This window comes from Marinactinospora endophytica, assembly GCF_054780875.1.
Genome location: NZ_BAAGVM010000006.1, coordinates 300911 through 325784 on the forward strand (window position 1 = coordinate 300911; position 24874 = coordinate 325784).

The following is a 24874-nucleotide window of genomic DNA, read 5'->3' on the forward strand; positions in this document are numbered from 1 at the left end:
CAAGCCGGCCCCGCGCACGCCGAGCGGCCCGACCCCGCCGCAGGATTTCAGGGGGAACCCATGGCCATCAGTGTCTTCGACCTTTTCAGCATCGGCATCGGGCCGTCCAGTTCGCACACGGTCGGCCCGATGCGGGCGGCCCGCGCCTTCGTCGACGGGTTGGCCGGGCTCGGCCTGTTGCCCCGCGTCGCCACGGTACGCGCCGACCTGTACGGTTCGCTCGCGCTCACCGGCAAGGGCCACGGCAGCGACACCGCCGTCATCTTGGGGCTGCTCGGTGAGACGCCCGAGGGGGTGGACGTCGACTCCGTGTCCCAGCGGTTGGAGCGGGTGCGCGCCCGAGGGCGTCTCGCGCTCGGCGGCGAGCACGAGATCGCCTTCGCGCCCCGCGAACACGTGGAATTCCGGCGGCGGGAACGTCTTCCGGGCCATCCCAACGGCATGCGCTTCACCGCCCTCGACGCCGCCGGCACCCCCCTGCACAGCGCCGTCTACTACTCCGTCGGCGGCGGGTTCGTCGTGGACGAGGAGGCCGTCGGCGCCGACCGGATCAAACCCGACGACACCCCGTTGCCCTACCCGTTCACCACGGCCGCGGAGCTGCTCGCGCTGTGCCGTGACACCGGCATGTCGATCAGCGCGATCATGCTCGCCAACGAGCGGGCGTTCGGCCGTGACCCCGGACAGATCCGTTCGGGGCTGCTGGAGATCTGGCGGGCGATGCGCCAGTGTGTGCGCCGCGGCGTGTCGACCGAGGGCACACTGCCCGGCGGGCTGAAGGTGCCCCGGCGCGCCCACCGCCTGTACCGCCAGCTGGGCGGGCGCTGTGACGAGTCCGGGTTGCTCGCTCCGGGACCCGATCTGACCGGTGATCCGATGCGCGGCAGCGACTGGGTGACGCTGTACGCGCTGGCGGTCAACGAGGAGAACGCCGCGGGAGGGCGCGTGGTGACCGCGCCGACCAACGGCGCCGCCGGCATCGTTCCCGCGGTCCTGCACTACTACCTGCACTTCATGCCGGGCGCCGACGACGATGGGGTGGTCCGGTTCCTGCTCACGGCCGGCGCCATCGGCATCCTGTTCAAGGAGAACGCGTCGATCTCGGGCGCCGAGGTCGGCTGCCAGGGGGAGGTCGGCTCCGCGTCCTCGATGGCCGCCGGTGGCCTGGCCGAGGCGCTTGGCGGAATCCCCGCCCAGGTCGAGAACGCGGCCGAGATCGCGATGGAGCACAACCTCGGGCTGACCTGCGACCCGATCGGCGGCCTGGTCCAGGTTCCCTGTATCGAGCGTAACGCGCTGGCCGCGGTGAAGGCCATCAGCGCCACCAAGATCGCGCTCCGCGGCGACGGCAGCCACTTCGTGTCGCTGGACAAGGTCATCACGACCATGCGGGACACCGGCCGCGACATGCACGACAAGTACAAGGAGACCAGCCGCGGCGGCCTCGCCGTCAACGTGATCGAGTGCTGACGGTCTCCTCCGCACGTGTTAACGAGGGTTGCGCCACAGAGTACGCGTTAACAAACTTCGCGCACTGGAGTGCGCTTGACCGACGTGATCGCTATCTGTACCGTTCTTCTCGAAGGATGGTGCACGCGATCGCGTTCCAGGCGGATTGATCGGGGCCGAGCCCGCGTGCCCTGACCCCGGATAAAGCCGTGCCCCGGGTGGCGTGCAATGCAGAGGCGAACCCGGGGCTTACACCGGCAACGATACCAAACCCCCTCGTCCCTGTCCTCTCGTGCCCTCAGTCGAGATAGAACGAAGGTCATCGTGAGCCCCGGCATCCCGGAATGGATGGTCTCCGCGTACTCGTCCCCTCGCCTCGCCCCCTACCTGCGGTGGTGTGACGGCGACGTCACGATGGCCGTCAACCTGTACCACTGGAACGTCATGGTGTCGGCGGCCTTCTACGGTCCGCTGCACACGTTCGAGATGGCACTGCGCAACTCCGTCCATAACCAGCTGTCCGCCCACTTCGATCGAGCGGACTGGTGGGAGAGCGTGCAGTTGCAACGTCCCGGTCCCAGTCTGGTCGACCAGGCGAGGCAGGCATGTCAGCGTCGCAAATCAACAACCACACCGGACGACATGATCACCGAGCTCACCTTCGGTTTCTGGGTCTCCCTGACCGCCCGCCGGTACGACCGGACTCTGTGGGTACCCGTCCTCCGCAAGGCCTTTCCGGGGTACCGAGGTCGCCGCGATGCCCTGCATGAGGAACTGGAATCCCTCCGCCTCTTCCGCAACCGGATCATGCACTACGAGCCCATCCACCGGCGGCACCTGGAGAAGGACCACGCGAAGCTCTACCGCGTACTTTCCTACATCAGCCCCGAGGCCGCGTCCGGGATCAAGCCCATGGACAGGGTGCCCGAGGTGCTCATGGTCAAGGAACAGATGTGCAGGGGCGATCTTCCGCCGAGCTTCTGAGGGAGGCCATCGTGGACCAGAACGGACCAAGGCTCGTGTCGCGTGCACAACTCGCCCGATACGCCGGGGTCAGCCGGGCCGCGGTGACCACGTGGCAGAAGCGGCACCATGACTTCCCCGAACCGGAGGACACGAAGTCTGAGCTCTTCGATCTCGACCAGGTCATCGACTGGCTGTCCTCACGCACCATCCCGGCCAAGGCCCGCCGCCCGAACGAACCTGTCGACGCCACCTACGCCGACCGTGTGCGCGCCACAGCGGCCGCCGACGCCCCGGGAGCGACGTCAGCGCCCGGACACCGATCCCCGGTCGGCACCGACGACGTCGACAACGCCGTCTTCCGTTTGTTGGCCGACCTTCGGGGTTTGTGCGCGCCCACCGAGTCCGCGCTCCTCATCGCGGTACTCGTCTTCCTCCGTTCCTCAGATGCCAACCAGTGGAGCCTTCTGCGAGAGCGGACCGGTCACGGCACCGTTGATGCGTCCGTGTTCGCGGCCGACTTCGGTGAGCACCTCCCTCCCTTCGTCCCTGGTGCCCTCCAAGGACTGGGACCTGACGCCTTCACCACGGCGGTCCGCGGAGTCGACTCGATCGACACCCACGGCCAAGAGCGGGACATCCTGTTGGCCGCCTTCAACAGCGCTCTCTCCTTCCTGGAGAAAAACTGGGACCCCCGCCACTCGATTCTGCGCACCCCGGAGTCAGTGGTGCGCACGATGGTGGACATCCTCACGCCAGACAATCCTTTCGACAGCGTGTACGACCCCTTCTGTCGGATAGGCGACTTCCTCACCGAGGCCGTACGCGTACGAACGGAAACCGACCCAGCGCGGATCCCCCGTGTCAGCGGTACCGTTCCCAACGAGCTGGTCTTCGGTATTGCGGGCATGAACATGCTGATCCACGGTATCGAGGCCGAGTTCGGTCCCCGCCCCGGATTTCCCTGGGACCGCGACGCCGCACACGACACCGCAGATCTCGTCCTGACCAATCCGCCGTTCAACCTGAGCGGCCCGTCCGAAGGCTCCCCCCACGAGAGCTTCCGCTACGGAGAACCACCGAAGGAGAACGCGAACTTCCGCTGGCTCCAGCACGTGATCGATCGCCTTTCCCCGAACGGTCGGGCGGGCGTGGTGATGGCCAACGGCGCATCAAGCTCCGCCAACGCCAAGGAAGCCGCCATCAGGGCGAACATGGTCGAGGACGGTGCCGTGGAATGCCTCATCGCCCTACCCGGCCAGCTCTTCCAGCACACTGCCATCCCCGTGACCCTGTGGATACTGAAAGCTCCGACAGGCGGGTGTGAGGAGATCCTCTTCATTGATGCCAGCAGACTTGGCCGTATGGCCTCGCGTACGACCCGAACTCTCCAGGAGGAGGACATCGCACTCATCCAACGCGCCTACAACGGATGGCGTGACGGGGAGCGAGATGACTTCGGGAGTGACGCGTCGAGTATCAGCCACGTCGCGACGATTCAGGAGATCCGCGACAAGAAGTACTCACTTCGCCCATCGATCTATGTGACCGGACGTGCACCGCAGACGAGCCAGGCAGAGCAAGCGGAGGCGCTCACATCACTCATCCAACGGCTGGACTCTCTGGAGGCACAGATTCCCTACATCGACGCCAGAACCAATCGGGTGCTCCAGGAGGCACGGAAATGGATTCGCTGATCGGCCCGCTACCCGATGCCTGGAGCGAACACCGGCTTGAAGAGGTCTGCGAGATCCAGGCAGGCCCCTCCGGCGCGAGCCTGCCCTCCCGGGAGTTCGGTGAGCAGGGGACCCCCCTGGTCAGACCCGGCGACATCGCCGACCGGCGGGTGTCGGACACCGGCTTGGCCCACGTCACCCGCACGACGGCTGGACGACTGCGCCGTTACCGGCTCCGCTCGGGCGATATCGTCGGCACCAGGACCGGAACAATCGGCAGATTCGCCCTGGTCACCTCGGATCAGCGAGACTGGCTGTACAGCACTCAACTGCTGCGGGTGCGATCTTCTGATCGCATAGACCCCGTCTACCTGGTGCACTACCTGAGTCTGCCCCCAATCCAGGACTGGATCGACAGACACGCCTCCGGAAGCACGGTCCGGTCGCTCACGGTGGACACACTGCGGTCGCTCCCTACAGCGCTACCTCCCCTGCACGTTCAGCAGGAGATCGGTGCGTCCCTCGAAGCCCTGGACGACAAGGCCCGCCTCCACGCCGAGATCAGCCGGACCACGAGCGAACTGCACGACGCTCTGGCCCCCATGCTGTTCTCTGGTCGGATGCCTGTTCCCATGGTGGACGCGACACCCGACAGCTCCGCAAGTGCCGCGGCTACCTGATCTTCCAGAAGACGCTACGGCGGCACGTTGTTGTTAACCGTTGCGCTCGCCAAGGTCATCACGACCATGCGGGACACCGGCCGCGACATGCACGACAGGTACAAGGAGACCTCGCGCGGCGGCCTCGCCGTCAACGTGATCGAGTGCTGACGGCCCCACCCGAACCACGGCCGCACGCACCGCGTCGAACAGACGAGAAACGCCCCCACCATCTGAACGGAGAGCGTGGTCACATGGACCTGCAGGAGCGCTACGCCCAGCTCCACAACGGGATCCGGTTCGCCATCGAGACCATCGAAGACGCCTACCGCCTCCCACCTCCCCTGGAAGAGGAACTCCACCACTGGGTGATCTCGGAGTGGGAGAGCAGGCGTTCCAGCATCGACTGGTGCGACAACGACCAGGACCTGCTCACGGTGACGAGCAACCTCACCCACCTGGCCCAGTCGTACCAGGAACTACGCAAGAGACTGTTCTCCGACCTGTACCACTTCGGCCCGGAGCCGCCGTGGCGGCGCGTCCATCACACGCTCGCCGTCAGGCTGCCGGTGCAGTTCCACCACAGCGACTCCGAGTACTACATCCTGCAGGACCGGGGCATGAACCGCTGGACGTTCCACGTCCACGGCTGGACCAGGTCTGAGAACGGCGAGCGTGAACCCACCGTCCGAGAGTTCGAGGTCGAGCTGACCGGACGCTCCTGCCGCATCCCCGACGAGCTCGAGGGAGACCGACTACTCGACCAACTCTTCTATGGCCTCATGCTGATGAAGGACGAGCACTACTACATGCGCACGCTCAGGGACGAGGTGGTCATGGAAGCGGAGCGGATCGTCCACGCGGAGGAGGACGACGGCCACGGCCGGGAGTGAGGGGAGGCATCACCCCTGTGGTGCCCGAGGCCGCTCCGGTGGACCACTGTCAACCGTTGCACTCGCCAAGATCACCACGACCGTGCGGGACACCGGCCGTGACATGCACGGCACGTCCCAGGAGACGTCGCGCGGCGGCCTCGCTGTCAACGTCATCGAGTGCTGAGCCCGTCCGCTTCGCGCGTAGTGACGGGTGGAGCGCGTCCTGGCCGGTGAGGTGGTGGCCGCCCTCCATCCGCCACCGCCCGCGCGGAGTTCACGGCGCGCTTCTCTCCACACGCTCCTTCGGGGACGCCCGCAACCTGCCCGCCGCCTCCTTGGGGGAGCACGCCGAGGACACGCCGGGCACGCTGATCAGCCACACGCTCGGCTCCGCTCCCAGCATCTCCGCCGTGCGCCGGGTGGCCCGGCAGAACGGTCTGCGCCTGATCCGGGACTCGGCCGACGGCCGGCGGGTCACACCACTCGCGGAGGGCACCGTTCAGCGAACGTTCGGTGCGGTCGTTGGCGAGGCGGGGGTGGCCGAAGGCTCCGATCTGTACCTCAAGGTGGGACGCAAGGTCGCCCGTATCGACCTGTGACCCTCGAGGGGTGGCGCTCCCACGCGGTGGGCGCCGTCCCGAGGCGGCAGCGGGTACGGCCGCAATCGGTTGGTGCTCGGCGCGCCCTCGCGGCTCCGGCCGCGCCGGTTCCCAGAGGCGTTCCCACGCCCGCGTTTCGAGGTGTCCGGGCGTGGGGAGACCCCGCCGGACGGAAGGGCGTCCGGCGGGGTCCGCGGTGGTGCTCAGCGCGTCAGCCGAAGTCGACGTCGCTGCACAGGTAGTAGGTCTGGTCCATGTGCGAGGCCTTCCAGATCGTGTAGACGACGTGGTGGCCGGTGCGCCCGGAGGTGTTGACGTCGATCATGTAGTTCTGGCTCGGGGCGTAGCTGCCGGTCTCCTCGACGAGTTCCAGGTCGTCCCAGCCGAGCGGCTCGGTGGTGGGGTCGTACCCCTGCTTGGTGACGTAGACCAGGAAGTAGTCCGCGCCGTGGCTGGCCTGGTCGTAGAGGTGGATCGTGAAGTTGTCCTCGACCGGCGTGGTCTTCCACTCCCCGACCGCGTCGAGGGAGCGGTAGCGACCGCTCTCGGCGTGGCCGCCGCTGCACAGCTGCCCGTCGGGAATGGCGCCCTGGTGGTCGCCGCCGACGTAGTCGCGGTACAGACCGTTCCAGTTCCACATGGCGTTGGGGTTGTCCTGCCACGCCTGCCAGCACATGGGGTCTTCCTGCGCCATGTCGGGGTTCAGGTGGTCGCTGCCCCAGCGGTCCCAGCAACCGTAGTTGCGGGAGGCGGGGTCGACGACGGACCCGTGGGCGGAGGCGGTACCCGTCCAGGCGACGAGGGAGAGAAGGGACACGGACAGTAGGGAGAGGGCGCGACGCGCCCGCCGGGTGGTGGTTGCAGTCTTCTCAGAGTGCATGCGCGGTCTCCGATTCCGGCTGGGGGTTCCGGATACTGGGAGCGCTCCCAAGTACTTCTCTAATTACCCAGCGAAACAGAACGGAAACATGGAGTTTCCGAAAAACGGACCGCACTTCTCCGGCAGGCGGCCGGGGACGGCCCAGACGAACCCGCTTCCCCTCGGGTCCTCGGGCCTCCCCGGCCGCTCCGATCAGCGCGTCACGACGGTCTCCGCGCGCTTTGCCGACCTACTCCGTCTCCTCCTCAAGCGCCGCGATGTCCATGTGGATGACCTCCCACAGATGCCCGTCGGGGTCCTGGAAGCTGCGGCTGTACATCGCCCCCTGGTCGATGGTGTCGATCGAGGGCGCTCCCCCGGAGGCCAGGGCGGCGTCGACGATGGCGTCCACCTCCTGCCTGCTCTCCGCGGACAACGCGATGATCGCCTCGGCCTGGGTCGTGGTGTCGGCGGCCTTCCTCGACATGGTGAAGCCCTCGAAGAAGTCGCGGACCAGGAGCATCACGGAGCTGTCCGGGCCGACGATCATGCACGTGGCGTTGTCGTCGGTGAAGCGCTGGTCGAAGGTGAAGCCGAGCGCGGTGAAGAAGTCGACGGACCGCTTCAGATCCGCTACGGGCAGGTTGACGAAGATCTTTCGGTTCATGTGAGCAACGTAACAAGCACCACTGACATTTCTCCGCTCCGCGCCGGAGACACGAGGGACCGCACCCGACATCGCTACGGCGATGACCTCCCAACGACGGAGGAGACGCGCACCACTCCGCTCCCCCCCCAGGGCGTCGTGCCGGTGCCCCGCCTCCCACGACACGTGGGAACGGACCGGAGGAAGCGTGGCCGAGCTCGCCGCCGTCCTCGGCCGCCCCGAACACCCGCGATGCCGGTAAGGAGCCCCGACCGGCCTTCGGGCCGGCTCCTGCGGAAACGTCGGCCGGAGCAGGCGTGGCACCGAACCGGGCCGCACGTGGGGTCGGCCGGTTCCGCCCGGAGCCGCGCACGGCGGCCACGGGGTCGCGGCCGGTGGCGCGGTGGACCTGCTCACCGGCCCACGGTGGAGCGGCGAGACGTCCCGTCCAGCGCGTCCGCGCGCTCAGGCGTGCTGGGGCGCCTCGTACTGGGTGCGCAGCACCCGCTCGCGCTGGTCGTCCGCCTCCAGCGGGCAGGTGGCGCATTTGGCGTCACCGTAGCGGTAGTAGAAGCAGCATCCCCCGCGCACCAGGAACAGCCGGTCGGTGTCCTTCTCGGCCAGGCGCAGCGGGAAGGGACGCTGCCGGGTGATCGCCCGGGGCGTCCCCGCGTTGAGGTGGCCCACCATACGGGCGGCGCGCTCCCACCCCTCGCGCTGGTCCCGTCCGATCTCCGCGGACAGGGTGAGCAACGCCTGGTAGGCGGCGTCGGCGATCATGCCCCACTGCTGCCGGGTTCCGTAACGGGTGTGCGCGCGCACCGCCTCGACCACCGGCTCCAGCACCGCGACGATCGCGGACATGAAACGAAGGTCGAGGGCGTCCTCGTCCTCGACGACCTCGACTCCCGGACGGCGCGCCATGGGATCGCCGGGGAGTACCGCGACATCGGGACGTTGCAGGGCGACCTGGTAGAGCCGGCCGCTCTCGTGAACACGCACCCACAACCGGTCGGCGGAGGGCAGCGGGGCCCGAGCGGTGAGGTAGACGGTCCCGGCGGCGAAGGACACCAGCTGGTGCCCGAGGTCGGCCGCGAGGAAGGCCGACGCGGAGGTGCGGTTACCGCCGCAGGAGACCTCGGTGAGCAGGTCGAGCAGGTCGGGCACCCTGGCGGGCAGCTCGTCCAGTCGCACCCATCCCGGTCCGGCCGGCGCCTCCTCCTCGGCCCCGAGGAGACCCACCTGTAGATAGAGCTCATGCTCGTTGATCCAACGCACGACACCGGCCAGTGGATGGCAACTGTGCACGGGCACCCCCTACGCGACCCTGAAAAGGCGTTCGTAGGTAAGCCTATCCTCAGCGGCAGCCGAATGGGAGCCCCGCCCCCTCCACGCCCCGGCACGGCCGTCCCCACGGTCGCGAGCCCGGGAGGTGGATGACCCTCCCCTCGGATACGGTGGGCACGCTGACCGGCGCGAGGAGGGGTCGTGGGCGAACGGCTGGTGCTGTGGGACATCGACAAGACGCTGGTGGACATGGACGGGACCGGATTCGAGGCCTTCTCCGCCGCCTTCGCCACGTTCAGCGGGCTGACCGACCACATCGACACACATGGCCCCGGCCGTACCGAATGGCAGTGGTTCAACGACACGCTTGAGGTGAACGGTCTGGCCGACCGCTCGGGGGAGTTCGCCCGCTTCCTGGAGATCCTGGAGGACGAGTTCCAGCGTCGCGCCCACGAACTGCCCGAACGCGGGCGGGTCCTGCCGGGCGCGGAGGAGGCGCTGCGCCGCTGCGCCGAGGCCCCCGACGTCATCTCGTCGGTACTGACCGGCAACACCCGGCGTAACGCGCAGCGCAAGCTCGCCGCCCTCGCCTTGGACCACCTGGTCGACTTCGAGCTGGGAGGGTACGGCGACGACCACTGGGATCGCGCCGAGCTGGTACGCATCGCCCGCCGTCGGGTACGCGAGGCGACCGGCCTGGAGTTCACTCCCGCGACGACCGTGCTGGTCGGCGACGCTCCCAACGACGTGCGGGCGGCCCTCATGGGGGGTGCGCAGATCATCGCCGTCGCCACGGGGCTCAGCGACGCCGACGCGCTGCGCGCCGCCGGCGCCACGACGGTCCTGCCCGACCTCTCCGACACCGACACGGTCATGGCGGCGCTGCTGAGCTGAACCGGGTGGGAAAACGGGACGGCGCCGGAGGCTCCCCTCACAGACCCCCGGCGCCGTCCCTCCACAGTGGCTCGTTGTCAACGACCGCCGATCACACCAGCTCCCGGCGGGGGTTGCGGGGCGGTGCGGTCATCGACATCCGGATGACCGCGGGCAGCCGTTCCAGTTCCAGCGAGGTACGCAGGTCGTCCAGTGCCTCGGCGCGAATCCGGCGCCACACCGCCGAAGCGTCGGCGTCGTCGTTGAGTGTCAGGTCCACCCTCAGCTGCGGGTCGACCCCCGACTCGGTGATGTGGGCCCGGGCCCTGCGGACCCCCGCGTAGTCGCCGATCTCCTCCTCGAAGACCGAACGCGCCACCCCCGCGGGCATCTCGGTGGTTCCGCCCTCGTCGCCGGGGTCCATCCGCAACCGGCCCACCGTGTCGGTCCGCCCCTGGACGACCAGCCAGCGCAACGCCAACAGCGCCACGACGATGGCGACGGCGGCGACGACGTAGGGCACCCAAGGGCGTCGCAGGCCGTCCACGATGGGGGCGCCCACCAGCGCCGAACGCGCGGGGCCGACACCGAACAGGCCCCACCCGGTCGCCAACGCCGCCGCGCCCGCCAGCACGAGCAGCAGTCCCACAAGGGCCAGCCCCCACCGGTTACCACGCGCGGATCTGCGCGCCCTCTTCCCTACCGTCATCGACCATCACGCCTTCGCGTACCGTACCTGTGCACGTACTTTCGGTTTGCGGACCGGATCCAGTTCGTCGAGTCGTCCCTGAACGGCCGCGCGCACTTGCGCGGGCAGATCGCCGGCGTGACGCAGCACGGTCTCGGCGCGCACCTTGACCCGGCGCCGGCCGACCCGGACGGACGCCCCGCGCACCCCGTCCACCTCGCATGCCGCGGCGGTCAGGGCACGGCGCATTCCCGCCCGGGAGAGCCCAACGACCAGAGCGGGATCGTCGGTGCGCAGCACCGTCCAGCGTCCCCGTCCCGGTACCAGGGCCAACGAGATCAGCACCAGACCGATCAACGCGAGTACGGCGGAGGCCACCTGTACCGACGGGTCGTTCCAGCGGGCGCTGCCCGCGTAGTCGGCGGCCTTGTCGACGGGCAGGATCCGCAACGGGCTGCCGACGAGTGTCGATATGACCTCGGCGGCGGCCAGGCCGGCCACCACCACGATGAGCGCACCGACGATGAACGCCGGCCAGGAACGGCGCGGCCGGAAGGTGTGCACGGCCACGCGGCGCGCTCGCCGGGTGGTGGCCGGGTCCGGCCGGGTCAACGCGTCCTCCACTGTCGTCATGTGCTCCCCCTCCTTTCCGAAGCCGGCTCGCCGCCGGCTTCCTCGTCGTGTGCGGCCGGGCGGTCAATCCGCGCGCCCCTCCCGTACCAGGCCGGTGATCTCGATGTCGATGTGGCGCACCGTGAGCCCGGTGGTCTGTTCGACCCGCTCCCGCACGTGTTCCCGTACTTCGCGGGCCGTCGAACGGACCGGGGCGGGGTAGCGCACCGCGATCCCCAGACGCAACGACACCGTTGTGCCGTTGATCCGGGCGCTGGCCTTGGCCGGGCGGGACGAGGAACCGAGCAGGGCGGTGACCCCGCCGCCCACCCGGCGTGTCCCTCCGACCTCCGCCGCCGCCCGAGCCGCGATCTTGGCGACGACCCGTTCGGGAATGGTGGTGGTGCCCCGCTGTTCGGGCTCGGCGGGTCGGGGGCGTTGCCGGGGCACCGTCCGTGGCGGTGCGGCCGTCGTGCTCATCGTTGTCTCCGATCCGGCGGCGTCAGGACGAGCGCCGCGTGAACAGGTCGACGAGGTCGATCTCGCCCTCGAACGCGCGCCCCGCCAGGAATCCCAGTACTCCGAGCACCAGGACCAAGGCGAACGCCTCGAAACCGCCGAACGCGCCGGCGAGCCCCAGTAGCGACCCGAAGGCCAGTCCCACGATCGGCCACATGGCCCCTCCTCCAGTTCGGTGAGTGTTACTGCGCCGCCCCGTCAACGCAGCCGGCGGGCACGGGCGCGGCGGCGGCGCCTGCGGCGCACCGCCTCGGCCAGATGGCCGAGGGGACCCCGTGGCGCGCGGTGGATCTCGATGTGGGTTCGGCCGTCGACCGGGGCGCGGGACATCGTTCCGCGCAGGCGCGCCAACCCCAGGGCGAACGCCTCGGGGTCGCCCCCCACGTCGGGATGGTTGCGGCGAACCCAGTCGCGCAGGGCCCTGCGGTCGGTGTTCATGGCCGTGCCCCCGCCGGTGGGGGGACGACGTCCTCGATCGACACGTCGATCCTGCGTCCACGGGCCAGCGGCGCGATCTCCGCACGCAGGTCGGCGGCGAGCTGTGGCAGCGGACGCCCGTAGCGCACCACCACGCCGACCTCCACGCTGTCGGGTCGCAACGCCACCCCCTCGATGCGCCCGCCCACGACAGGCGTGGTGACCGTGCCGAACCTGCCCGCGGACAGGGCGGCGACGTCGGGAAGCCCGCGCAGCCGGTCGGCGATGCGTCGTGTCACGTCCTCGACGGAATCGGTTCCGGCGCCCGTCACGGGATCACCTCACCCGCGGCTCGGAGGGGGCGCTGCTGTCGTCGTCCTCCTCGTCGGGAAGGTGGATGTCACCGACGGTGATGTTCACCTCGGTGACCTCAAGACCGGTCATCCGCTCGACACCGTTGATGACGTTGCGGCGAACCGCCGCGGCGAGGTCGGGGATGGCGACCCCGTATTCGATGATCAGGTCGATGTCGATGGCGGCCTGGCGCTCGCCGACCTCGACGCTGACGCCGCGTGAGGCGTTGGTGGTGCTGCTCGCACCGGGGATCCGGTCGCGCACCGCGCCGAAGGCCCGGGCCGCCCCGCCCCCCATCCGGTGGACCCCGCCGACCTCGCGCGCGGCCATACCGGCGATCTTCGCGACGACGTGGTCGGCGATGGAGGTACGGCCATTGCTGGTCACGAGGTCGCGTGTACTGCCGCCCTGTGCGCTCGCCCCGGACTCGCGTGCCGAGGGCACCTTGGTCTCCGTCTTGGTCTCGCTCACTGTCGTGCACTCCTTATCGCTCGGTGGGCGTCTGTCTCGCGGCGGCGGCAACGCCCGAAGCGGGCGGCCGGTCGCGTGCGGAAGCCGCCCTCGACCGCTTCACCCATGAGGACACGGCACGGGCCGATCTCCTCACGCCCGATTCGGCGTGATCCACGCCACATCGTCATCGAACGCGAACTGAAGCGACTTCACCGCATCGGAACTCAATGTAGTTGATCGGACGCTTAAAGTAACGTTGGGACGGCGCGCACAAGGAGGTGGCGGACAGCCAGATGGAGGATCGACCACTCTCCCCGGACGCGACGCTGGCCGAACGCGCCCAGGACGGCGACACCGGCGCGTTCGACACCCTGCTCCGTCGCCACCAGGACACCGTCTACCGGATCGCGCTGCGCGTCCTCGGCGACGCGGCCGACGCCGCAGACACCGCCCAGGAGGCCTTGATCACGGCCTGGCGGAAACTACCCGAGCTGGAGAACACCGCGGTGTTCTCCGCGTGGCTCTACCGGATCGTCACCAATCGGGCGCTCAACGCCGTCCGGTCCCGCATCCCCGCCGCGCCCATCGACGAGGGGCTGCCCACCGCCGCGCCGGGGCCCGAGCACCAGTCCATGGCCTCACAACTGCGGGGCGCGCTGACTCGGGCGCTGGCCAACCTGCCCCCGGGGCAGCGCGCGTGTTGGATACTGCGCGAACTGGAAGGAATGAGCTATGAGGAGATAGCGCAGATCGTCAACGCGACCCCGACCGCCGTACGCGGCCGCATCCACCGCGCCCGTACCCACCTCGTGGAGGCGCTACGTCTATGGCGGTAGAGCCCACTGACCACGACCGCCTGCCCTGCGGCACCGATCTGACCACGCTCGCCGGCCATCTGGCCGAGGGAGCGCTGACCGCGCACGAGCGGAATTGCTCTCACTGCCGCGGGGCCGTGCGGAGACTGCGCGCGCTGGACAGCGCACGCGACGACCTCGCCTCCGAGTCGGTCTCCGCGCCGCCGCAACTGCTCGACGAGGTCATGCGTGTCGTCCGCACCGAGGGGCGGCCTGGTCGTGCCCTGCCCGTCCCGCCGGAGCAGCACGGTGTCACACGGGTGCGCGAGCCCGCCGCGGCGCGGATCCTGCGAACGGCCGCCGAGACGGTCGGCGGCATCAGTGTCGGCCGCTGCCGTATCAGCGAGGAGGACGAGGGCCTGAGCGTTCTCCTGACGGCTCGGGTCGAGACCGGCGCCGCCATCCCCGAACTCGCCGAAGCGGCCCGGCGGGCCGTGCGCGACGCCGCCAGGCACCAGCTGGGCTGGACGTTGATCCGCGTGGACGTCGAGGTCGTCGACCTGTCCTGAGCTATGCGGACCGGCGTCTCAGCGGAAGACGACGGTCTTCGCCCCGTTGAGCAGAACCCGTCGCTCGGCGTGCCAGCCCACCGCGCGTGCCAGCGCCACCGATTCGAGGTCCCGGCCCACGGCCGCCAGACGCTCGGGGCTGTAGGTGTGGTCGACCCGCGCGATCTCCTGCTCGATGATGGGTCCCTCGTCCAGGTCGGCGGTGACGTAGTGCGCGGTCGCACCGATCAGCTTCACCCCCCGGGCGTGCGCCTGGTGGTAGGGGCGGGCCCCCTTGAAGCTGGGCAGGAATGAGTGGTGGATGTTGATGATCCGTCCCGCCATCTTCTGGCACAACTCCTCCGAGAGCACCTGCATGTAACGGGCCAGGACCACCAGGTCCACACCGTAGGAGTCGACCAGGCCGAGCAGCCTGGCCTCGGCCTGGGGCTTGGTCTCGGGCGTCACCGGCAGGTGGTGGAAGTCCACCCCGTAGGAACGCGCGAGGAACTCCAGGTCGGGATGGTTGGAGACGACCGCGGCGATCTCGACGTCGAGCAGGCCGCTTCGCTGCCGGTAGAGCAGGTCGTTGAGGCAGTGCCCGAACTTCGACACCATGACGAGCATGCGCGGGCGCACGCCGCGCCGCCACAGCTCCCACTCCATCGCGAACTCCCCGGCCAGTCCGGCCAGCGCCGCGCGCAGCTCGTCCTCCCCTGGGGCCTCCCGCCCCGCCTCGAACTGCACCCGCAGGAAGAAGCGTCCGGTGTAGTGGTCTCCGTACTGCTGGCTCTCGGTGATGTTGCATCCGTTTCCGGCCAGCAGGGTCGCCACAGCAGCGACGATTCCGCGGGCGTCGGGGCACGACAGGGTCAGCACGTACTCGTGGTCGGTCATGGCCAGGAAACTCCAAAGTCAGCAGCCGTGAAGTTCCAGGTTATCCGCGTGCCCACGCCTCGATGACGGGAATCGCCGGAAGGAGCCGAGGATCATACGTGAAGAAGTTTCATAATCTGTGGCATGCTCCCCACATGAGCAGCGCTCGCGAACGCTACGAAGCGGCGACCCGCCACCTCCACCCTCCCTTCGCCGTCCTCGACCTGGCCGCGTTCCACGCGAACGCCGCCGACCTCGCCCGGCGCGCCGCCGGCACCCCCATCCGCGTCGTCAGCAAGTCCATCCGTTGCCGGCACCTCCTCCGCGAAGCCCTCGCCCTCCCCGGCTTCAGCGGCCTCATGGCCTTCACCCTCCCCGAAGCCCTGTGGCTGGCGCGCGACGGTGTCTGCGACGACATCCTCGTCGCCTACCCCACCGCCGACACCAACGCCATCGCCGAACTCGCCGCCCACCCCGACACGGCCCGCGGCATCACCCTCATGGTGGACGATGTCGCCCACCTCGACCTGATCACCGCCGCCGCGCCGGACCCGGCCCATCCCATCAAGGTCTGCATCGACATCGACACCAGCTGGCAGCCCCTCGGCCCGCGCAGCCGGATCGGAGCCCTGCGCTCCCCCGTACGCACCCCCGCCCAGGCCGCCGCGCTCGCCCGCGCGATCACCCGGGACCCCCGGCTCCACCTCGACGGGATCATGGCCTATGAGGCCCAGATCGCCGGAGTCGGCGACAACCCGCCGGGACGCCCCGGCTACGGCCGTCTCCTGCGCTGGGTCCAGCGTCACTCCCGAACCGAGCTCGCCCGCCGCCGCGCCGCCATCGTCAACGCCGTCCGCGACGTCGCCGACCTGCGCTTCGTCAACGGAGGTGGAACCGGCAGCCTGCACACCACCCGCCGCGAACGGGCCATCACCGAACTGGCCGCGGGTTCCGGCTTCTACCAGCCCACGCTGTTCGACCACTACCGCGGCTTCAGCGGACGGCCCGCCGCCCTGTTCGCGCTTCCGGTCGTCCGCCGCCCCGCTCCCGGCGCGGTCACCGTCCTGGGCGGCGGCTACCCCGCCTCCGGCACCGCGGACCCCACCCGGCTGCCCAGCCCGCACCTCCCGGCCGGTCTCTCCCTCTCCCCCACCGAAGGCGCCGGCGAGGTCCAGACCCCGCTTCTCGGCGCCTCCGCCGCCTCCCTGTCCATCGGCGACCGGGTGTGGCTACGCCACGCCAAGGCCGGGGAGCTGTGCGAGCGCTTCGCCGAACTCCACCTCATCGACGGGGACCGGCTCGTCGCCACCGTCCCCACCTACCGGGGCGAGGGACAGACGTTCCTCTGAACGCGCGGGAACACGGAAGAGGGGAGGGACCATCCGGTCCCTCCCCTCTTCAGAGATTCAGTGTCCCCGCCTCCGCCGCCAGGCGACGACGACACCGACCACCACGGCCAGGCCGACGCCCACTCCCAGCGCCACGAGTTCGGGCGGCAACGGCGCCCTCGTCGAATAGGTCGTCACGACCTCGTCGTCGCCCTTGAGGCGCACACTGCCCTCGGGCGGCTCGACGACGTGGCTTCCCAACCGGACCGCCCCCGACCCCGACACCAGCGAGCGAGCCTCCTCGACCAGGTGCTCTCCGGCCCCGCGAACCTGCTCCCAGCCTCGACGCGCCACATTGGCCGGCTTCGTGCGATCGGTGATCTCGTCGATGGTGCGGGCCAGGCGCGCCTGGACGCGCTCGATCTCGGCCTGGACCGCCGCCGGGTCCCGTCGCGCCCCTGCGGGGTCGCGTCCCTCCGTCAAAGCCGCTTCCTTCCGCTAGCGCAGGGTCGCCTGAGACCGATCGCCGCCCGGGCCTTCCTGGCCCGTCGGCGCTTCAGGCGAGCGCGTGACGTTCAACGCGCCTTCGATTCCGTCCACGACGCGGAAGAAGTCGCGCGTGGACAACCACAGTTTATAGACGATCGCAATCTCGAACGCGAGGAGCAAAACGCCCACGGGTACGACGATCCAGACGATCGCGGCAGGCGCGACCGCCCCCGCCAACGGCGCGAGGATGAACACCGCCGTCTGGAACTCGATGCCGCTCACCAGGTGGGTGCGGATACGCCGAACGCGCAGGAAATCCCAGAACCGCTGGTACCAGGGGAAACGCATCCGGAACTCCTGGTGCAGGTCCACCTTCGGCAGCCGCACGTCGGGCTGCTTACCGGCGTCACGGTCGTAACGGGACTCCTTCTCCGCCTGCGTCCGCAGGATCTGCTCCAGGACCGAGATCCCGTGCCGCAGCACCGCCTGCTCGCCCGTGTCGCTCAGTGCTCCCCGCTGTCCGCGCGACTCCGGCTCCAGCATGGACAGCGTGGCCCGCGCCCGCTCCAACGCCCCCGCGATGTGCGACCGCATCTCCCGGCGGACCTTGTAGACCTGCAACGCGTTGAGATAGCGCAGCATGTCGCAGAACACCACCGCCAGCGCCAGCCACACGAAGGTCACGTCGCCGGTGAGCACATACTGTCCGCCCATCAACGCGATGGCGCACACCAGTACCCGGAACCGGTCGAACACGTAGTCCATCCACGCGCCGAACAGCGACTCCTGACCGGTCAGCCGGGCCAGCTTGCCGTCCACGCAGTCCAGCAGGAAGCAGAGGTAGTACAGCAACGCGCCGACGACCAGGAAGGGCCACCAGCCCAGGGCGAAGCAGGCCGCCGCCCCCAGACCGGACAGCAGCGCCGCCACCGTCACCTGGTTCGGGGTGATCGACGTCCGGTTCGCGACGAACCGCACCAACCGCAACGCCAATGGATCGACCAGCCACACGGTCCACCAGGAATCGCGCGTCTTGCACACGCGCTCCTTGACCTCGTCCAATGTGAAACCGGCCATCGGGGGTGCTCTCCCAACAACGCGAATCGGCAACGTCCTCCGAGCGCGCCCACCGGCCACCGGAGTGCCGCAGAGTCTACGCACCCTGGTCCCCGGCCGATCGGAGCGGACGCACGGGTTCGGACAACCATAGGTCACGCGCCAGGCCCCTCGGCACGGAACGGGCGAACTCCACCGCACCGGCCGCGCCGCCCGTTCCCTCCGCCCACCGGGGGTACACCAGCGCCACAGCGCGCCGGCGACGGCAATAGGCTGGGACGACTCGAAGGGGCCGGCACGCCCCACGACCTGGAAGGAGCCCCCGTGAGCGACCCCGCCGTCCGCCTCAGGCCCGGTGACACCGCGCCGGACTTCACCCTCGACGACGCCGATGGCAAGCCCGTCACGCTGAGCGAGGTGGTGAGGGAGAAGGGGCGCGTCGTCCTCTACTTCTACCCCGCCGCCATGACCCCGGGCTGCACCACCCAGGCCTGCGACTTCCGCGACAACCTCCGCGCCTTCGGACAGGCCGGTCTGACCGTCATGGGCGTCTCGCCCGACTCCACCGCGCGTCTCGCCGAGTTCCGCGACCAGCAGGGACTCACCTTCCCCCTGCTCGGCGACCCCGACAAGCAGGTCCTGCGCGCCTACGGCGCGTTCGGGGAGAAGAAGAACTACGGCAAGGTCGTCCAGGGCGTCATCCGCTCCACGATCATCATCGGCGCCGACGGGACCGTCGAGAAGGCCTTCTACAACGTGAAGGCCACCGGTCACGTCGAACGGATCAAGCGCGAGCTGGGTCTGTGAGCAGTGCCGCGCGGTCCGCTCGGCGAGTGGACCGCGCGGCCCACGGGATGCGCCGACCGCGTCTTCAGCCGGCCTGGCGACAGCCGACGTGGCGAAGCACTACCATGGGACGTCGACCACAGTGGTCCGCGCCGGACCACCGGAGCGGGGGATTTGCGCTCTTCCCCCACCGGTGTCACCCTCGGGAGAGCCACCCGTCACCGGCCATCCCGGCGAGGAGCGCGAAGGTGGGGGGCCGTAGCCCAACGGCAGAGGCGGCGCGTTTAGGTCGCGTACAGTGCGGGTTCGAATCCCGCCGGCCCTACCCAGACGAGAGGCGCGGGATCCCGATCCCGCGCCTCTTCTGTCTGTTCGCCGCCCGGCTAGCGGAACAGCAACGCCCACAGCACGACCGCGAGCAGGGCCACGACCCCCACGACCACGCCCGCGATCATCGCCACCGGCCGTTTACTCCGGTGCTTGCCCGAACTGGTCAGGCCGAGCGTGTCGGTCGACTCGCGGATCGAGGTGAGCAACGCGCTCACCGACTCCGGACGGTGGCGGTGCAGCGCCTCCTGTAGGGAGGAGACCGACTCCGACACCGACTCCTGGAGGGAACTGCGCAGCACGTGCGCTCCGGCCCGGAAGTGTTCCCGAGCCGATTCCTGGGAAGCGGGCTGGGCCACCTCCTGCGCGGCGGTCTTGGCCGCGGTCTCGGGGCTGGTGGCCGGCGCCCACGGCGCGAGCGCGGCGATGCGCAACATCTTCGTCGCGTTCTCCGCGGTCAACCGGTCGGCCGGGTTCACGTGGAGCAGTCCGGCCAGTACCGGCGCGAGCGGGCCGGCGTTCTCCGCCGGCGGCGGCTCCTCCAGCTCGTCCCCGCGCAGGATCGCGATGTAGCCCTTGCGGTTGTAGGGCGGATGCCCCTCGACCGCGGCGTACAACGTCGCGCCCAGCGACCACAGGTCGGAGGCCGGACCGATGGGACCGGCCTTGGCCCGCTCGGGCGGGATGTAGGAAGGCGACCCCACGATCCGCCCCGAGGTGGTCAACGCGGACTCGCCCGTCCAGGCGGCCAGGCCGAAGTCGGTCAGGACGACCCGTCCGTCCTCGCTGATCATCACGTTGTCGGGCTTGACGTCGCGGTGGATGATGCCCTCGTCGTGCGCCGCCTTGAGCGCGCCGATCAGATGGAGCCCGATCTCGGCCACACGCTGGTAGGGCAGTGGCCCGGCGAGCTCGATGAGCTCGGCGAGCGTGTGCGCCACGACGAGTTCCATCACGATCCACGGCCGGCCGTCCTCGTTGACGACGTCGAGGACGGTGACCACGGCGGGATGGGTCAGCCGTGCCGCGACCCGGGCCTCCCGGGTGGTGCGGCGCAGCAGCGAAGTGCGCTCGGACTCGCTCAGATCGCTCGGCAGGCGCAACTCCTTGACCGCGACCTCGCGGTGAAGGAAGAGGTCGGTGGCACGCCAGACGGTGCCGACGCCCCCACGCGCGATCTGCTCCCGCAGGTGGTAGCGCCCCGCCAGCACGCGCTCGCCGGGAGCCACTTCGAGAGTCGCAGGGCGCGCTGATTCGAGCGGCGACGAGGTCTGCCGCTCTGCGTGGGGCTTGTCGATGGAGGACACGGCTTCTAAAGCGTCAGGTCACGGGCCACAGCGGCCTCCTGCGGACTCGTACGGGGGTCGTCCCGCCGCCGCGGCGGCGATTCGTCTGTCATATCAGCTACATAGGACATTAGAGCAGGTCGCCACGGGAGCACAGGAGCACGGGCCCGATTTCGCGATCTCCCACCGCCCGTACCGCGTCCCGTGGCTCGCCTCTCCTTGCCTCGACTCACCGTCCGGTGGGAGATGGGACGGGGATCAGGCCCACAACGCCTCGGGGTCGCGGACCGTGACCGGTCCGACCCCGATCTCCTCCAACGGCCCCGCGACCTCCTTGGCGTCGCCCGCGACGATGATCACGAACTCGCTCGGGTGCAGGTAGTCGCGCGCCGCCTGGTGCAGGTCCTCGGCGGTGATCCGCTCGAAACCGGCACGCAGCTGGTCGACGTGGTCCTCGGGCAGGTCGTGCACGACCGCCTCGACCAACGCGCTCGCCAGGCTACGCGCGGTGGAGTAGCCGACCGGAAGCCCGACCGTGTTGGACTCGCGGACCGCCGAGAGCTCGCCATCGGTCACCCCCTCGTTGCGGAGCCGCTCGATCTGCTCCAACGACGCCGTGACCGAGTGGGCGGTCGTCGGCCCCTCGACCTGGGTGCTGATGAAGAACACCCCGCTGTCGCGGCGCAGGTCGAACCGGCAGCCGACCCCGTAGGTGTAGCCGAGGCGCTCACGCAGCTCCATGTTGAGCCGGGAGGTGAACATGCCGCCGAGCACATCGCTCATGCCGTTGGCCCGCGGCAGGTCGATCTCGGAACGGGCCGGCGCCCGGTGCGCCAGGACCAGCGCGGACTGCACCGAGCCCGGGCGGTCCAGGACGAGGACGCGGGGGAGCTCCCCCGGGGCGCCCTCGGGGGCCGTGGTGGAACGGCTCGGGGTCGGCTGGGCGTCCCCGAAGACCGTCCTTCCGATCTTTTCGAGGTCCACCCCGGACAGGTCCCCGACGACCACCAGCGTGCCGGCGACAGCCGCGACGGAACCCGCGTGGAATTCCCGGACGGTCTCGGGCGTGAGCCGCTGCAGGTTGGCGGGGCCACCGCTGAGCGGCGTCGCGTAACGGCCGGTGAAGAGCTGGCCTCCGATGGCGCGGGCCGCCACGGTCGAGGCCATCGACGCTTCGAGCCAGAACCGCTCGACGAGCTGGTCGCGACGGCGGATCACGTCATCGTCCCGCAGGGCCGGAGCGCGCACCGCCTCGGCGAACAGCGCGGTCGCGTCGGCGATCCGGCTCGCCGGGGCGTCCACACCGGTGACGAAGCTGTCCCAGGTGACGCGCGAGACCCACTCCGCGCCGTACTGTTCCAGGGCGGGCGCCAGCGAGCTGTTGCCCTCGGGGCCGTCCTCCAGCGCCTCGTTCGCCAGCGCGGCCACCCCCATCTGGTCGAGGGGCTCACTCGTCCCGCCCGCGGGCTGGACGAGCCGGACCGCCGCATAGGGCTGGCCGGGGACGTCGATGGCGACGACGGTCCCCCCACCGACCTGCAGACGTCGTGCCTTGGGGAACGTGTAGGGGCTGGCGTCACCGAGCGTGGGACGCGGCTGGAGCATACTCACAACGACTCTTCCTTCGAGGTCTGGGCGGGCGTGGCCGGGGCGGATCAGGCTTCGACCGGCGTGGAGCCGGTCTTGGCCTCGGGCTCGAAGCGGACGACCAGCAGGTTGTCCTCGCCGAGCAACCGCTTGGCCGCGGCCACGACCTCGTCCGTGCTGATCTCGCTCCAGCGCTGCGGCCAGGTGTGGACGAGCTCGGGGTCGTCGAACAGCTGGGTGCAGCTGCCGAGCGCGTCGGCCAGTCCCCCGGGGGTGGAGATGCTCTGGAGGTGGTCGCGCTCCAGAACCGCGCGGGCGCGTTCCAGTTCCTCCTCGGAGATCCCGTCGGCGAGGCCCTGGACCTCCTCCAGGATCGCGGCCTCCAGCTCGTCGCCGCTGACCCCCTCGCGCGCGATCATGCTGACGAGCATGAGGCTCGGCGCGTAGCGGAACGGCAGGAGGTCGGCCGCCCCTCCGCCGTCGTCGCTGGCCAGTCCGCGCTCCACCACGAGCCTGCGGTACAGCCGGCTTCCCTGCCCCTGTCCCAGGACGGCCGAGGCCAGGTGCATGACGTCGAAGTCGCGGCTGCCGTAGTTGCCGACGCGGTAGCCGAGGAAGACGGCCGGCGCCGGGACCTTCTCGGTGACGGTCTCACGCAGCGGACCGCCGATGAGACCCTCCAGTGTCGCGTCGGGCGCCTCGGCGACGACCTCGCGGGCCGGGATCCCGCCGAAGTAGCGTTCCACCCGGTCGCGCACGTCGCCGGGTTCGAGATTGCTCACCACGGTCACCACGAGATTGTCCGGGCCGTAGTGGCGCTCGTGGAAGGACAGCACGTAGTCGAGGTCGGCCGCGTCCAGGTCGGCCATCGAACCGATGGTCGGATGGTGGTAGGGGTGTCCCTCGGGATAGCCCAGGGCGAGGATCCGCTCGAACGCGGTGCCATAGGGAACGTTGTCGTACCGCTGGCGCCGCTCGTTCTTGACGACGTCGCGCTGGTTGTCGAGAACCTCCTGGGTCATCCCGTCCCGGAGGGTGGCGAGGCGGTCCGCCTCCAGCCACAGGACGAGATCGAGAGCGTGCTCGGGAACGGTCTCGTAGTAGTTCGTGCGGTCGGTGGAGGTGGAGGCGTTGATGTCGCCGCCCAGACGCTCCACCGCGTCGAAGTGCTCGCCCTTGGCGACGTTCCCGCTGCCCTGGAACATCAGGTGCTCGAACAGGTGCGCGAAGCCGGTACGGCCGGGCACCTCGTGACGGGAGCCGACCCCGTACCACAGGTTGAGCGCCGCCACCTGTCCGGTGGCCGCGGGAGCGGTCACCACCCGCAGTCCGTTGTCCAGTCTGAATTGGCTGATGTTGCCCGCCGCGCCGTTCGTCGCCACCAGTTCCTGCACCCCTTGTCGCTGGATTACCGTCCTGCACCTGAGAGCCTATGGCCTCACCCGGGTCTCCGGGTACGCGCGCCATCGTCTTCGGGACGGCTCACACGTAATGGATCTTCCCCCGTACGGCGCGTTAGGAACGTTGCCAGACTTCGGCCCGCGGCGGTAGCGGAAACTCGATCGTGGTCCCCCAGTCCGTGAAGGTCAGGTCCACATGTCCGGGTCCTTCCTCGGTGTCCATGTGGACGAGGACCGCCAGCGGCAGATACTCGTCGTCCACCCACACCGTGAAGGAGATCTCCTCCACCCCCTGGGCGTGCAGATCCTGGAGTACCCGCCACGCGCCGCCCTTCCCGCTGACGTTCGCCATGCCGTCGAGGACGTCGAAGGTCGCGTGATGGCCGCTGCCCCGCACCCCGTCGACGGTTCGCGCGCCGGCCGGCACCAGGTCCGAGGCCGCGGCGATCATGCTCCAGTCGCGGATGCCGGAGATCGCCCTGATCGTCTCGGCGTAGAGCGCCCGTGGTTCGGGGGGATCCTCGAAGTCCTCCCGGGAGCGCAGGACCCAGGAGGTTCCCTCAGGCATTCCCTCGGTGCTGGGGGGCCGCAGGTAGAAGTCCTCGCCGACCGCGACGGAGCGCGCCGAGTAGTCGTCGCCTTCCCTGCTGCTCATCTCCAGGTCCGCGGTGAAGTCGACGCGGTCCTTCTCATGGAAGGCGTAGCCACCGGAGGCCCGAGCCCTGGGAATGCCGTTGAGGGTGGCGGTCGCCTCGAAGCGCGTGGTGACACGGGTCAGGGCCGCCTGTTCGATCGCGTCCACCAGGTCCGCCGGCGCCTCCGGCGAGGAGCCGGGGACGGGCATCGGCGTGTCCGGGTCTCCCTCGACGGCCTGGGGGGCGCCCCCCGCGCCCGGCGTGGCCCCCGCTGAAGGGGACGCAGCCGTGGAGGCCCGCTCTTCCTCGGAGGGGTTGGGCCCCTCGTCCTTCACGCACCCCGTGACGCCCAGAAGCACACTGACGGCGGACACCACCATCCAGGACTGCTGCCGACGCATGGGCGTCATTCTCTCCTACTCGCGCCCCATCGCACATGAGAACAGGGACAGGGTCACCTTTCCTCCCGTATAGGAGGAACGCACCACTCCCGAATCCTCATAGAGGGCAGGACGGCACAGAAGAGCACAGACAGTAAGTTCTATTCCGTTTTCAGGCGGAAACAAAAAAAGGGGGGTTCCCGGAACGGGAACCCCCCACACACACGGGAGACCGAACCCCCCACAGGAAGCCCGGCCTCAACCGAAAAGATGCCCGGCGGCGACCTACTCTCCCACCCCAACACGGAGGCAGTACCATCGGCGCTGGGAGGCTTAACGACCGGGTTCGGAATGGGACCGGGTGTTTCCCTCCCGCCATCACCGCCGTAACCCTCACCCCAACCCCCACACAGGGGCGGGAAAACCAAGAGCCACAACAACAACGCGGCAAAA

The 24874-nt window shown here is 69.6% G+C and carries 28 protein-coding genes, 1 tRNA gene, 1 rRNA gene and 1 pseudogene; 13 read left to right on the plus strand and 18 right to left on the minus strand.

The genetic code is table 11. The annotated features are described in order from the left end of the window. Positions 1–60 precede the first annotated feature (60 nt). The 7 genes and pseudogenes from ACYVHU_RS14275 (at position 61) to ACYVHU_RS14305 (ending at position 6221) form a co-directional block, all read left to right on the plus strand. Positions 61–1470 (plus strand): L-serine ammonia-lyase, encoded by a 1410-nt coding sequence (locus ACYVHU_RS14275; RefSeq protein WP_498948731.1) that lies wholly within the window; start codon positions 61–63, stop codon positions 1468–1470. Between the two features lie 303 nt (positions 1471–1773). Continuing rightward, positions 1774–2433, plus strand: coding sequence for a hypothetical protein (locus tag ACYVHU_RS14280; protein WP_144390138.1), 660 nt, complete (start codon positions 1774–1776; stop codon positions 2431–2433). Positions 2434–2444: 11 nt separating this feature from the next. Next, positions 2445–4109: an N-6 DNA methylase gene (locus ACYVHU_RS14285; RefSeq protein ID WP_498948733.1), complete on the plus strand. Its 1665-nt coding sequence runs from the start codon at positions 2445–2447 to the stop codon at positions 4107–4109. Next, entirely contained in the window at positions 4097–4768 is a 672-nt protein-coding gene (locus ACYVHU_RS14290) for a restriction endonuclease subunit S (RefSeq protein ID WP_078762322.1), read from the plus strand. Before ACYVHU_RS14285 ends, ACYVHU_RS14290 begins: the two co-directional genes overlap by 13 nt. Before the next feature lie 39 nt (positions 4769–4807). After that, a pseudogene (locus ACYVHU_RS14295) lies at positions 4808–4918 on the plus strand (L-serine ammonia-lyase, iron-sulfur-dependent, subunit alpha); the annotation flags it as partial. Positions 4919–5001: 83 nt separating this feature from the next. Then, positions 5002–5640, plus strand: a complete 639-nt coding sequence (locus ACYVHU_RS14300; RefSeq protein WP_078762323.1) for a hypothetical protein — start codon at positions 5002–5004, stop codon at positions 5638–5640. A 212-nt stretch (positions 5641–5852) separates the two neighbouring features. After that, entirely contained in the window at positions 5853–6221 is a 369-nt protein-coding gene (locus tag ACYVHU_RS14305) for a hypothetical protein (RefSeq protein ID WP_432938959.1), read from the plus strand. A gap of 211 nt (positions 6222–6432) precedes the next feature. Here ACYVHU_RS14305 and ACYVHU_RS14310 read toward each other — a convergent pair whose 3' ends face one another. From ACYVHU_RS14310 to ACYVHU_RS14320, 3 genes are all read right to left on the minus strand, one after another. Beyond that, positions 6433–7101, minus strand: a complete 669-nt coding sequence (locus ACYVHU_RS14310; RefSeq protein WP_078762325.1) for a lytic polysaccharide monooxygenase auxiliary activity family 9 protein — start codon at positions 7099–7101, stop codon at positions 6433–6435. Between the two features lie 229 nt (positions 7102–7330). Beyond that, positions 7331–7747: a VOC family protein gene (locus ACYVHU_RS14315; RefSeq protein ID WP_078762326.1), complete on the minus strand. Its 417-nt coding sequence runs from the start codon at positions 7745–7747 to the stop codon at positions 7331–7333. Between the two features lie 444 nt (positions 7748–8191). Continuing rightward, positions 8192–9034, minus strand: a complete 843-nt coding sequence (locus tag ACYVHU_RS14320; RefSeq protein WP_078762363.1) for an IucA/IucC family C-terminal-domain containing protein — start codon at positions 9032–9034, stop codon at positions 8192–8194. A 180-nt stretch (positions 9035–9214) separates the two neighbouring features. On the opposite strand from ACYVHU_RS14320, the gene ACYVHU_RS14325 reads away from it, so the two are divergent. Beyond that, entirely contained in the window at positions 9215–9907 is a 693-nt protein-coding gene (locus tag ACYVHU_RS14325) for a haloacid dehalogenase-like hydrolase (RefSeq protein ID WP_200813652.1), read from the plus strand. 91 nt (positions 9908–9998) lie between these two features. On the opposite strand, the gene ACYVHU_RS14330 is transcribed toward ACYVHU_RS14325, so the two are convergent. The 7 genes from ACYVHU_RS14330 to ACYVHU_RS14360 all read right to left on the minus strand — a co-directional run bounded on the left by ACYVHU_RS14330 (position 9999) and on the right by ACYVHU_RS14360 (position 12947). Further along, entirely contained in the window at positions 9999–10595 is a 597-nt protein-coding gene (locus ACYVHU_RS14330; RefSeq protein ID WP_078762327.1) for a hypothetical protein, read from the minus strand. A 6-nt stretch (positions 10596–10601) separates the two neighbouring features. Beyond that, positions 10602–11207, minus strand: a complete 606-nt coding sequence (locus ACYVHU_RS14335; RefSeq protein WP_498948736.1) for an Asp23/Gls24 family envelope stress response protein — start codon at positions 11205–11207, stop codon at positions 10602–10604. Positions 11208–11270: 63 nt separating this feature from the next. After that, a complete protein-coding gene (locus ACYVHU_RS14340; RefSeq protein WP_498948737.1) occupies positions 11271–11666 on the minus strand; it encodes an Asp23/Gls24 family envelope stress response protein in 396 nt (131 codons plus the stop codon). A 22-nt stretch (positions 11667–11688) separates the two neighbouring features. Beyond that, positions 11689–11862, minus strand: a complete 174-nt coding sequence (locus tag ACYVHU_RS14345; protein WP_498948739.1) for a hypothetical protein — start codon at positions 11860–11862, stop codon at positions 11689–11691. Positions 11863–11903: 41 nt separating this feature from the next. After that, complete coding sequence (locus tag ACYVHU_RS14350; RefSeq protein ID WP_498948741.1) at positions 11904–12143, minus strand: hypothetical protein; 240 nt, start codon at positions 12141–12143, stop codon at positions 11904–11906. Beyond that, the gene (locus ACYVHU_RS14355; protein ID WP_498948742.1) at positions 12140–12454 is read right to left on the minus strand and encodes a hypothetical protein; all 315 of its coding nucleotides are present in this window, start codon (positions 12452–12454) and stop codon (positions 12140–12142) included. Before ACYVHU_RS14355 ends, ACYVHU_RS14350 begins: the two co-directional genes overlap by 4 nt. 4 nt (positions 12455–12458) lie before the next feature. Continuing rightward, positions 12459–12947 (minus strand): Asp23/Gls24 family envelope stress response protein, encoded by a 489-nt coding sequence (locus ACYVHU_RS14360; protein WP_498948744.1) that lies wholly within the window; start codon positions 12945–12947, stop codon positions 12459–12461. A gap of 275 nt (positions 12948–13222) precedes the next feature. Here ACYVHU_RS14360 and ACYVHU_RS14365 point away from each other — a divergent pair, with 275 nt between their 5' ends. Both ACYVHU_RS14365 and ACYVHU_RS14370 read left to right on the plus strand, forming a co-directional pair. Continuing rightward, complete coding sequence (locus ACYVHU_RS14365; protein WP_078762365.1) at positions 13223–13765, plus strand: RNA polymerase sigma factor; 543 nt, start codon at positions 13223–13225, stop codon at positions 13763–13765. Continuing rightward, on the plus strand, positions 13756–14292 hold the full coding sequence (locus ACYVHU_RS14370; protein ID WP_078762333.1) for a hypothetical protein: 537 nt from the start codon (positions 13756–13758) through the stop codon (positions 14290–14292). Before ACYVHU_RS14365 ends, ACYVHU_RS14370 begins: the two co-directional genes overlap by 10 nt. A gap of 18 nt (positions 14293–14310) precedes the next feature. Here ACYVHU_RS14370 and purU read toward each other — a convergent pair whose 3' ends face one another. After that, positions 14311–15168 carry a formyltetrahydrofolate deformylase gene (gene purU / locus ACYVHU_RS14375; RefSeq protein WP_078762334.1) on the minus strand — a complete coding sequence of 286 codons (858 nt, stop codon included), beginning with the start codon at positions 15166–15168 and terminating at the stop codon, positions 14311–14313. A gap of 134 nt (positions 15169–15302) precedes the next feature. Between purU and ACYVHU_RS14380 the strand changes: the two genes are divergently transcribed. Beyond that, on the plus strand, positions 15303–16496 hold the full coding sequence (locus ACYVHU_RS14380) for an amino acid deaminase/aldolase (RefSeq protein ID WP_498948746.1): 1194 nt from the start codon (positions 15303–15305) through the stop codon (positions 16494–16496). A 57-nt stretch (positions 16497–16553) separates the two neighbouring features. On the opposite strand, the gene ACYVHU_RS14385 is transcribed toward ACYVHU_RS14380, so the two are convergent. Continuing rightward, a complete protein-coding gene (locus tag ACYVHU_RS14385) occupies positions 16554–16958 on the minus strand; it encodes a DUF3618 domain-containing protein (protein WP_078762336.1) in 405 nt (134 codons plus the stop codon). Between the two features lie 15 nt (positions 16959–16973). Then, on the minus strand, positions 16974–18041 hold the full coding sequence (locus ACYVHU_RS14390; RefSeq protein WP_432938946.1) for a CDP-alcohol phosphatidyltransferase family protein: 1068 nt from the start codon (positions 18039–18041) through the stop codon (positions 16974–16976). A 303-nt stretch (positions 18042–18344) separates the two neighbouring features. Between ACYVHU_RS14390 and bcp the strand changes: the two genes are divergently transcribed. Then, positions 18345–18827: a peroxiredoxin gene (gene bcp / locus ACYVHU_RS14395; RefSeq protein ID WP_498948748.1), complete on the plus strand. Its 483-nt coding sequence runs from the start codon at positions 18345–18347 to the stop codon at positions 18825–18827. A gap of 231 nt (positions 18828–19058) precedes the next feature. Next, positions 19059–19131 (plus strand) — tRNA-Leu (locus ACYVHU_RS14400). 58 nt (positions 19132–19189) lie between these two features. On the opposite strand, the gene ACYVHU_RS14405 is transcribed toward ACYVHU_RS14400, so the two are convergent. The 5 genes from ACYVHU_RS14405 to rrf form a co-directional block, all read right to left on the minus strand. Beyond that, positions 19190–20362, minus strand: a complete 1173-nt coding sequence (locus tag ACYVHU_RS14405) for a serine/threonine-protein kinase (protein ID WP_432938940.1) — start codon at positions 20360–20362, stop codon at positions 19190–19192. Between the two features lie 315 nt (positions 20363–20677). Further along, positions 20678–22024, minus strand: a complete 1347-nt coding sequence (locus tag ACYVHU_RS14410) for a M16 family metallopeptidase (RefSeq protein ID WP_498948752.1) — start codon at positions 22022–22024, stop codon at positions 20678–20680. Positions 22025–22074: 50 nt separating this feature from the next. Then, positions 22075–23388, minus strand: a complete 1314-nt coding sequence (locus ACYVHU_RS14415; protein ID WP_078762366.1) for a M16 family metallopeptidase — start codon at positions 23386–23388, stop codon at positions 22075–22077. A 133-nt stretch (positions 23389–23521) separates the two neighbouring features. Beyond that, entirely contained in the window at positions 23522–24442 is a 921-nt protein-coding gene (locus ACYVHU_RS14420; RefSeq protein ID WP_144390140.1) for an SCO4651 family lipoprotein, read from the minus strand. A gap of 251 nt (positions 24443–24693) precedes the next feature. Next, positions 24694–24810 (minus strand): 5S ribosomal RNA (rrf, locus tag ACYVHU_RS14425). Between the last annotated feature and the right edge of the window lie 64 nt (positions 24811–24874).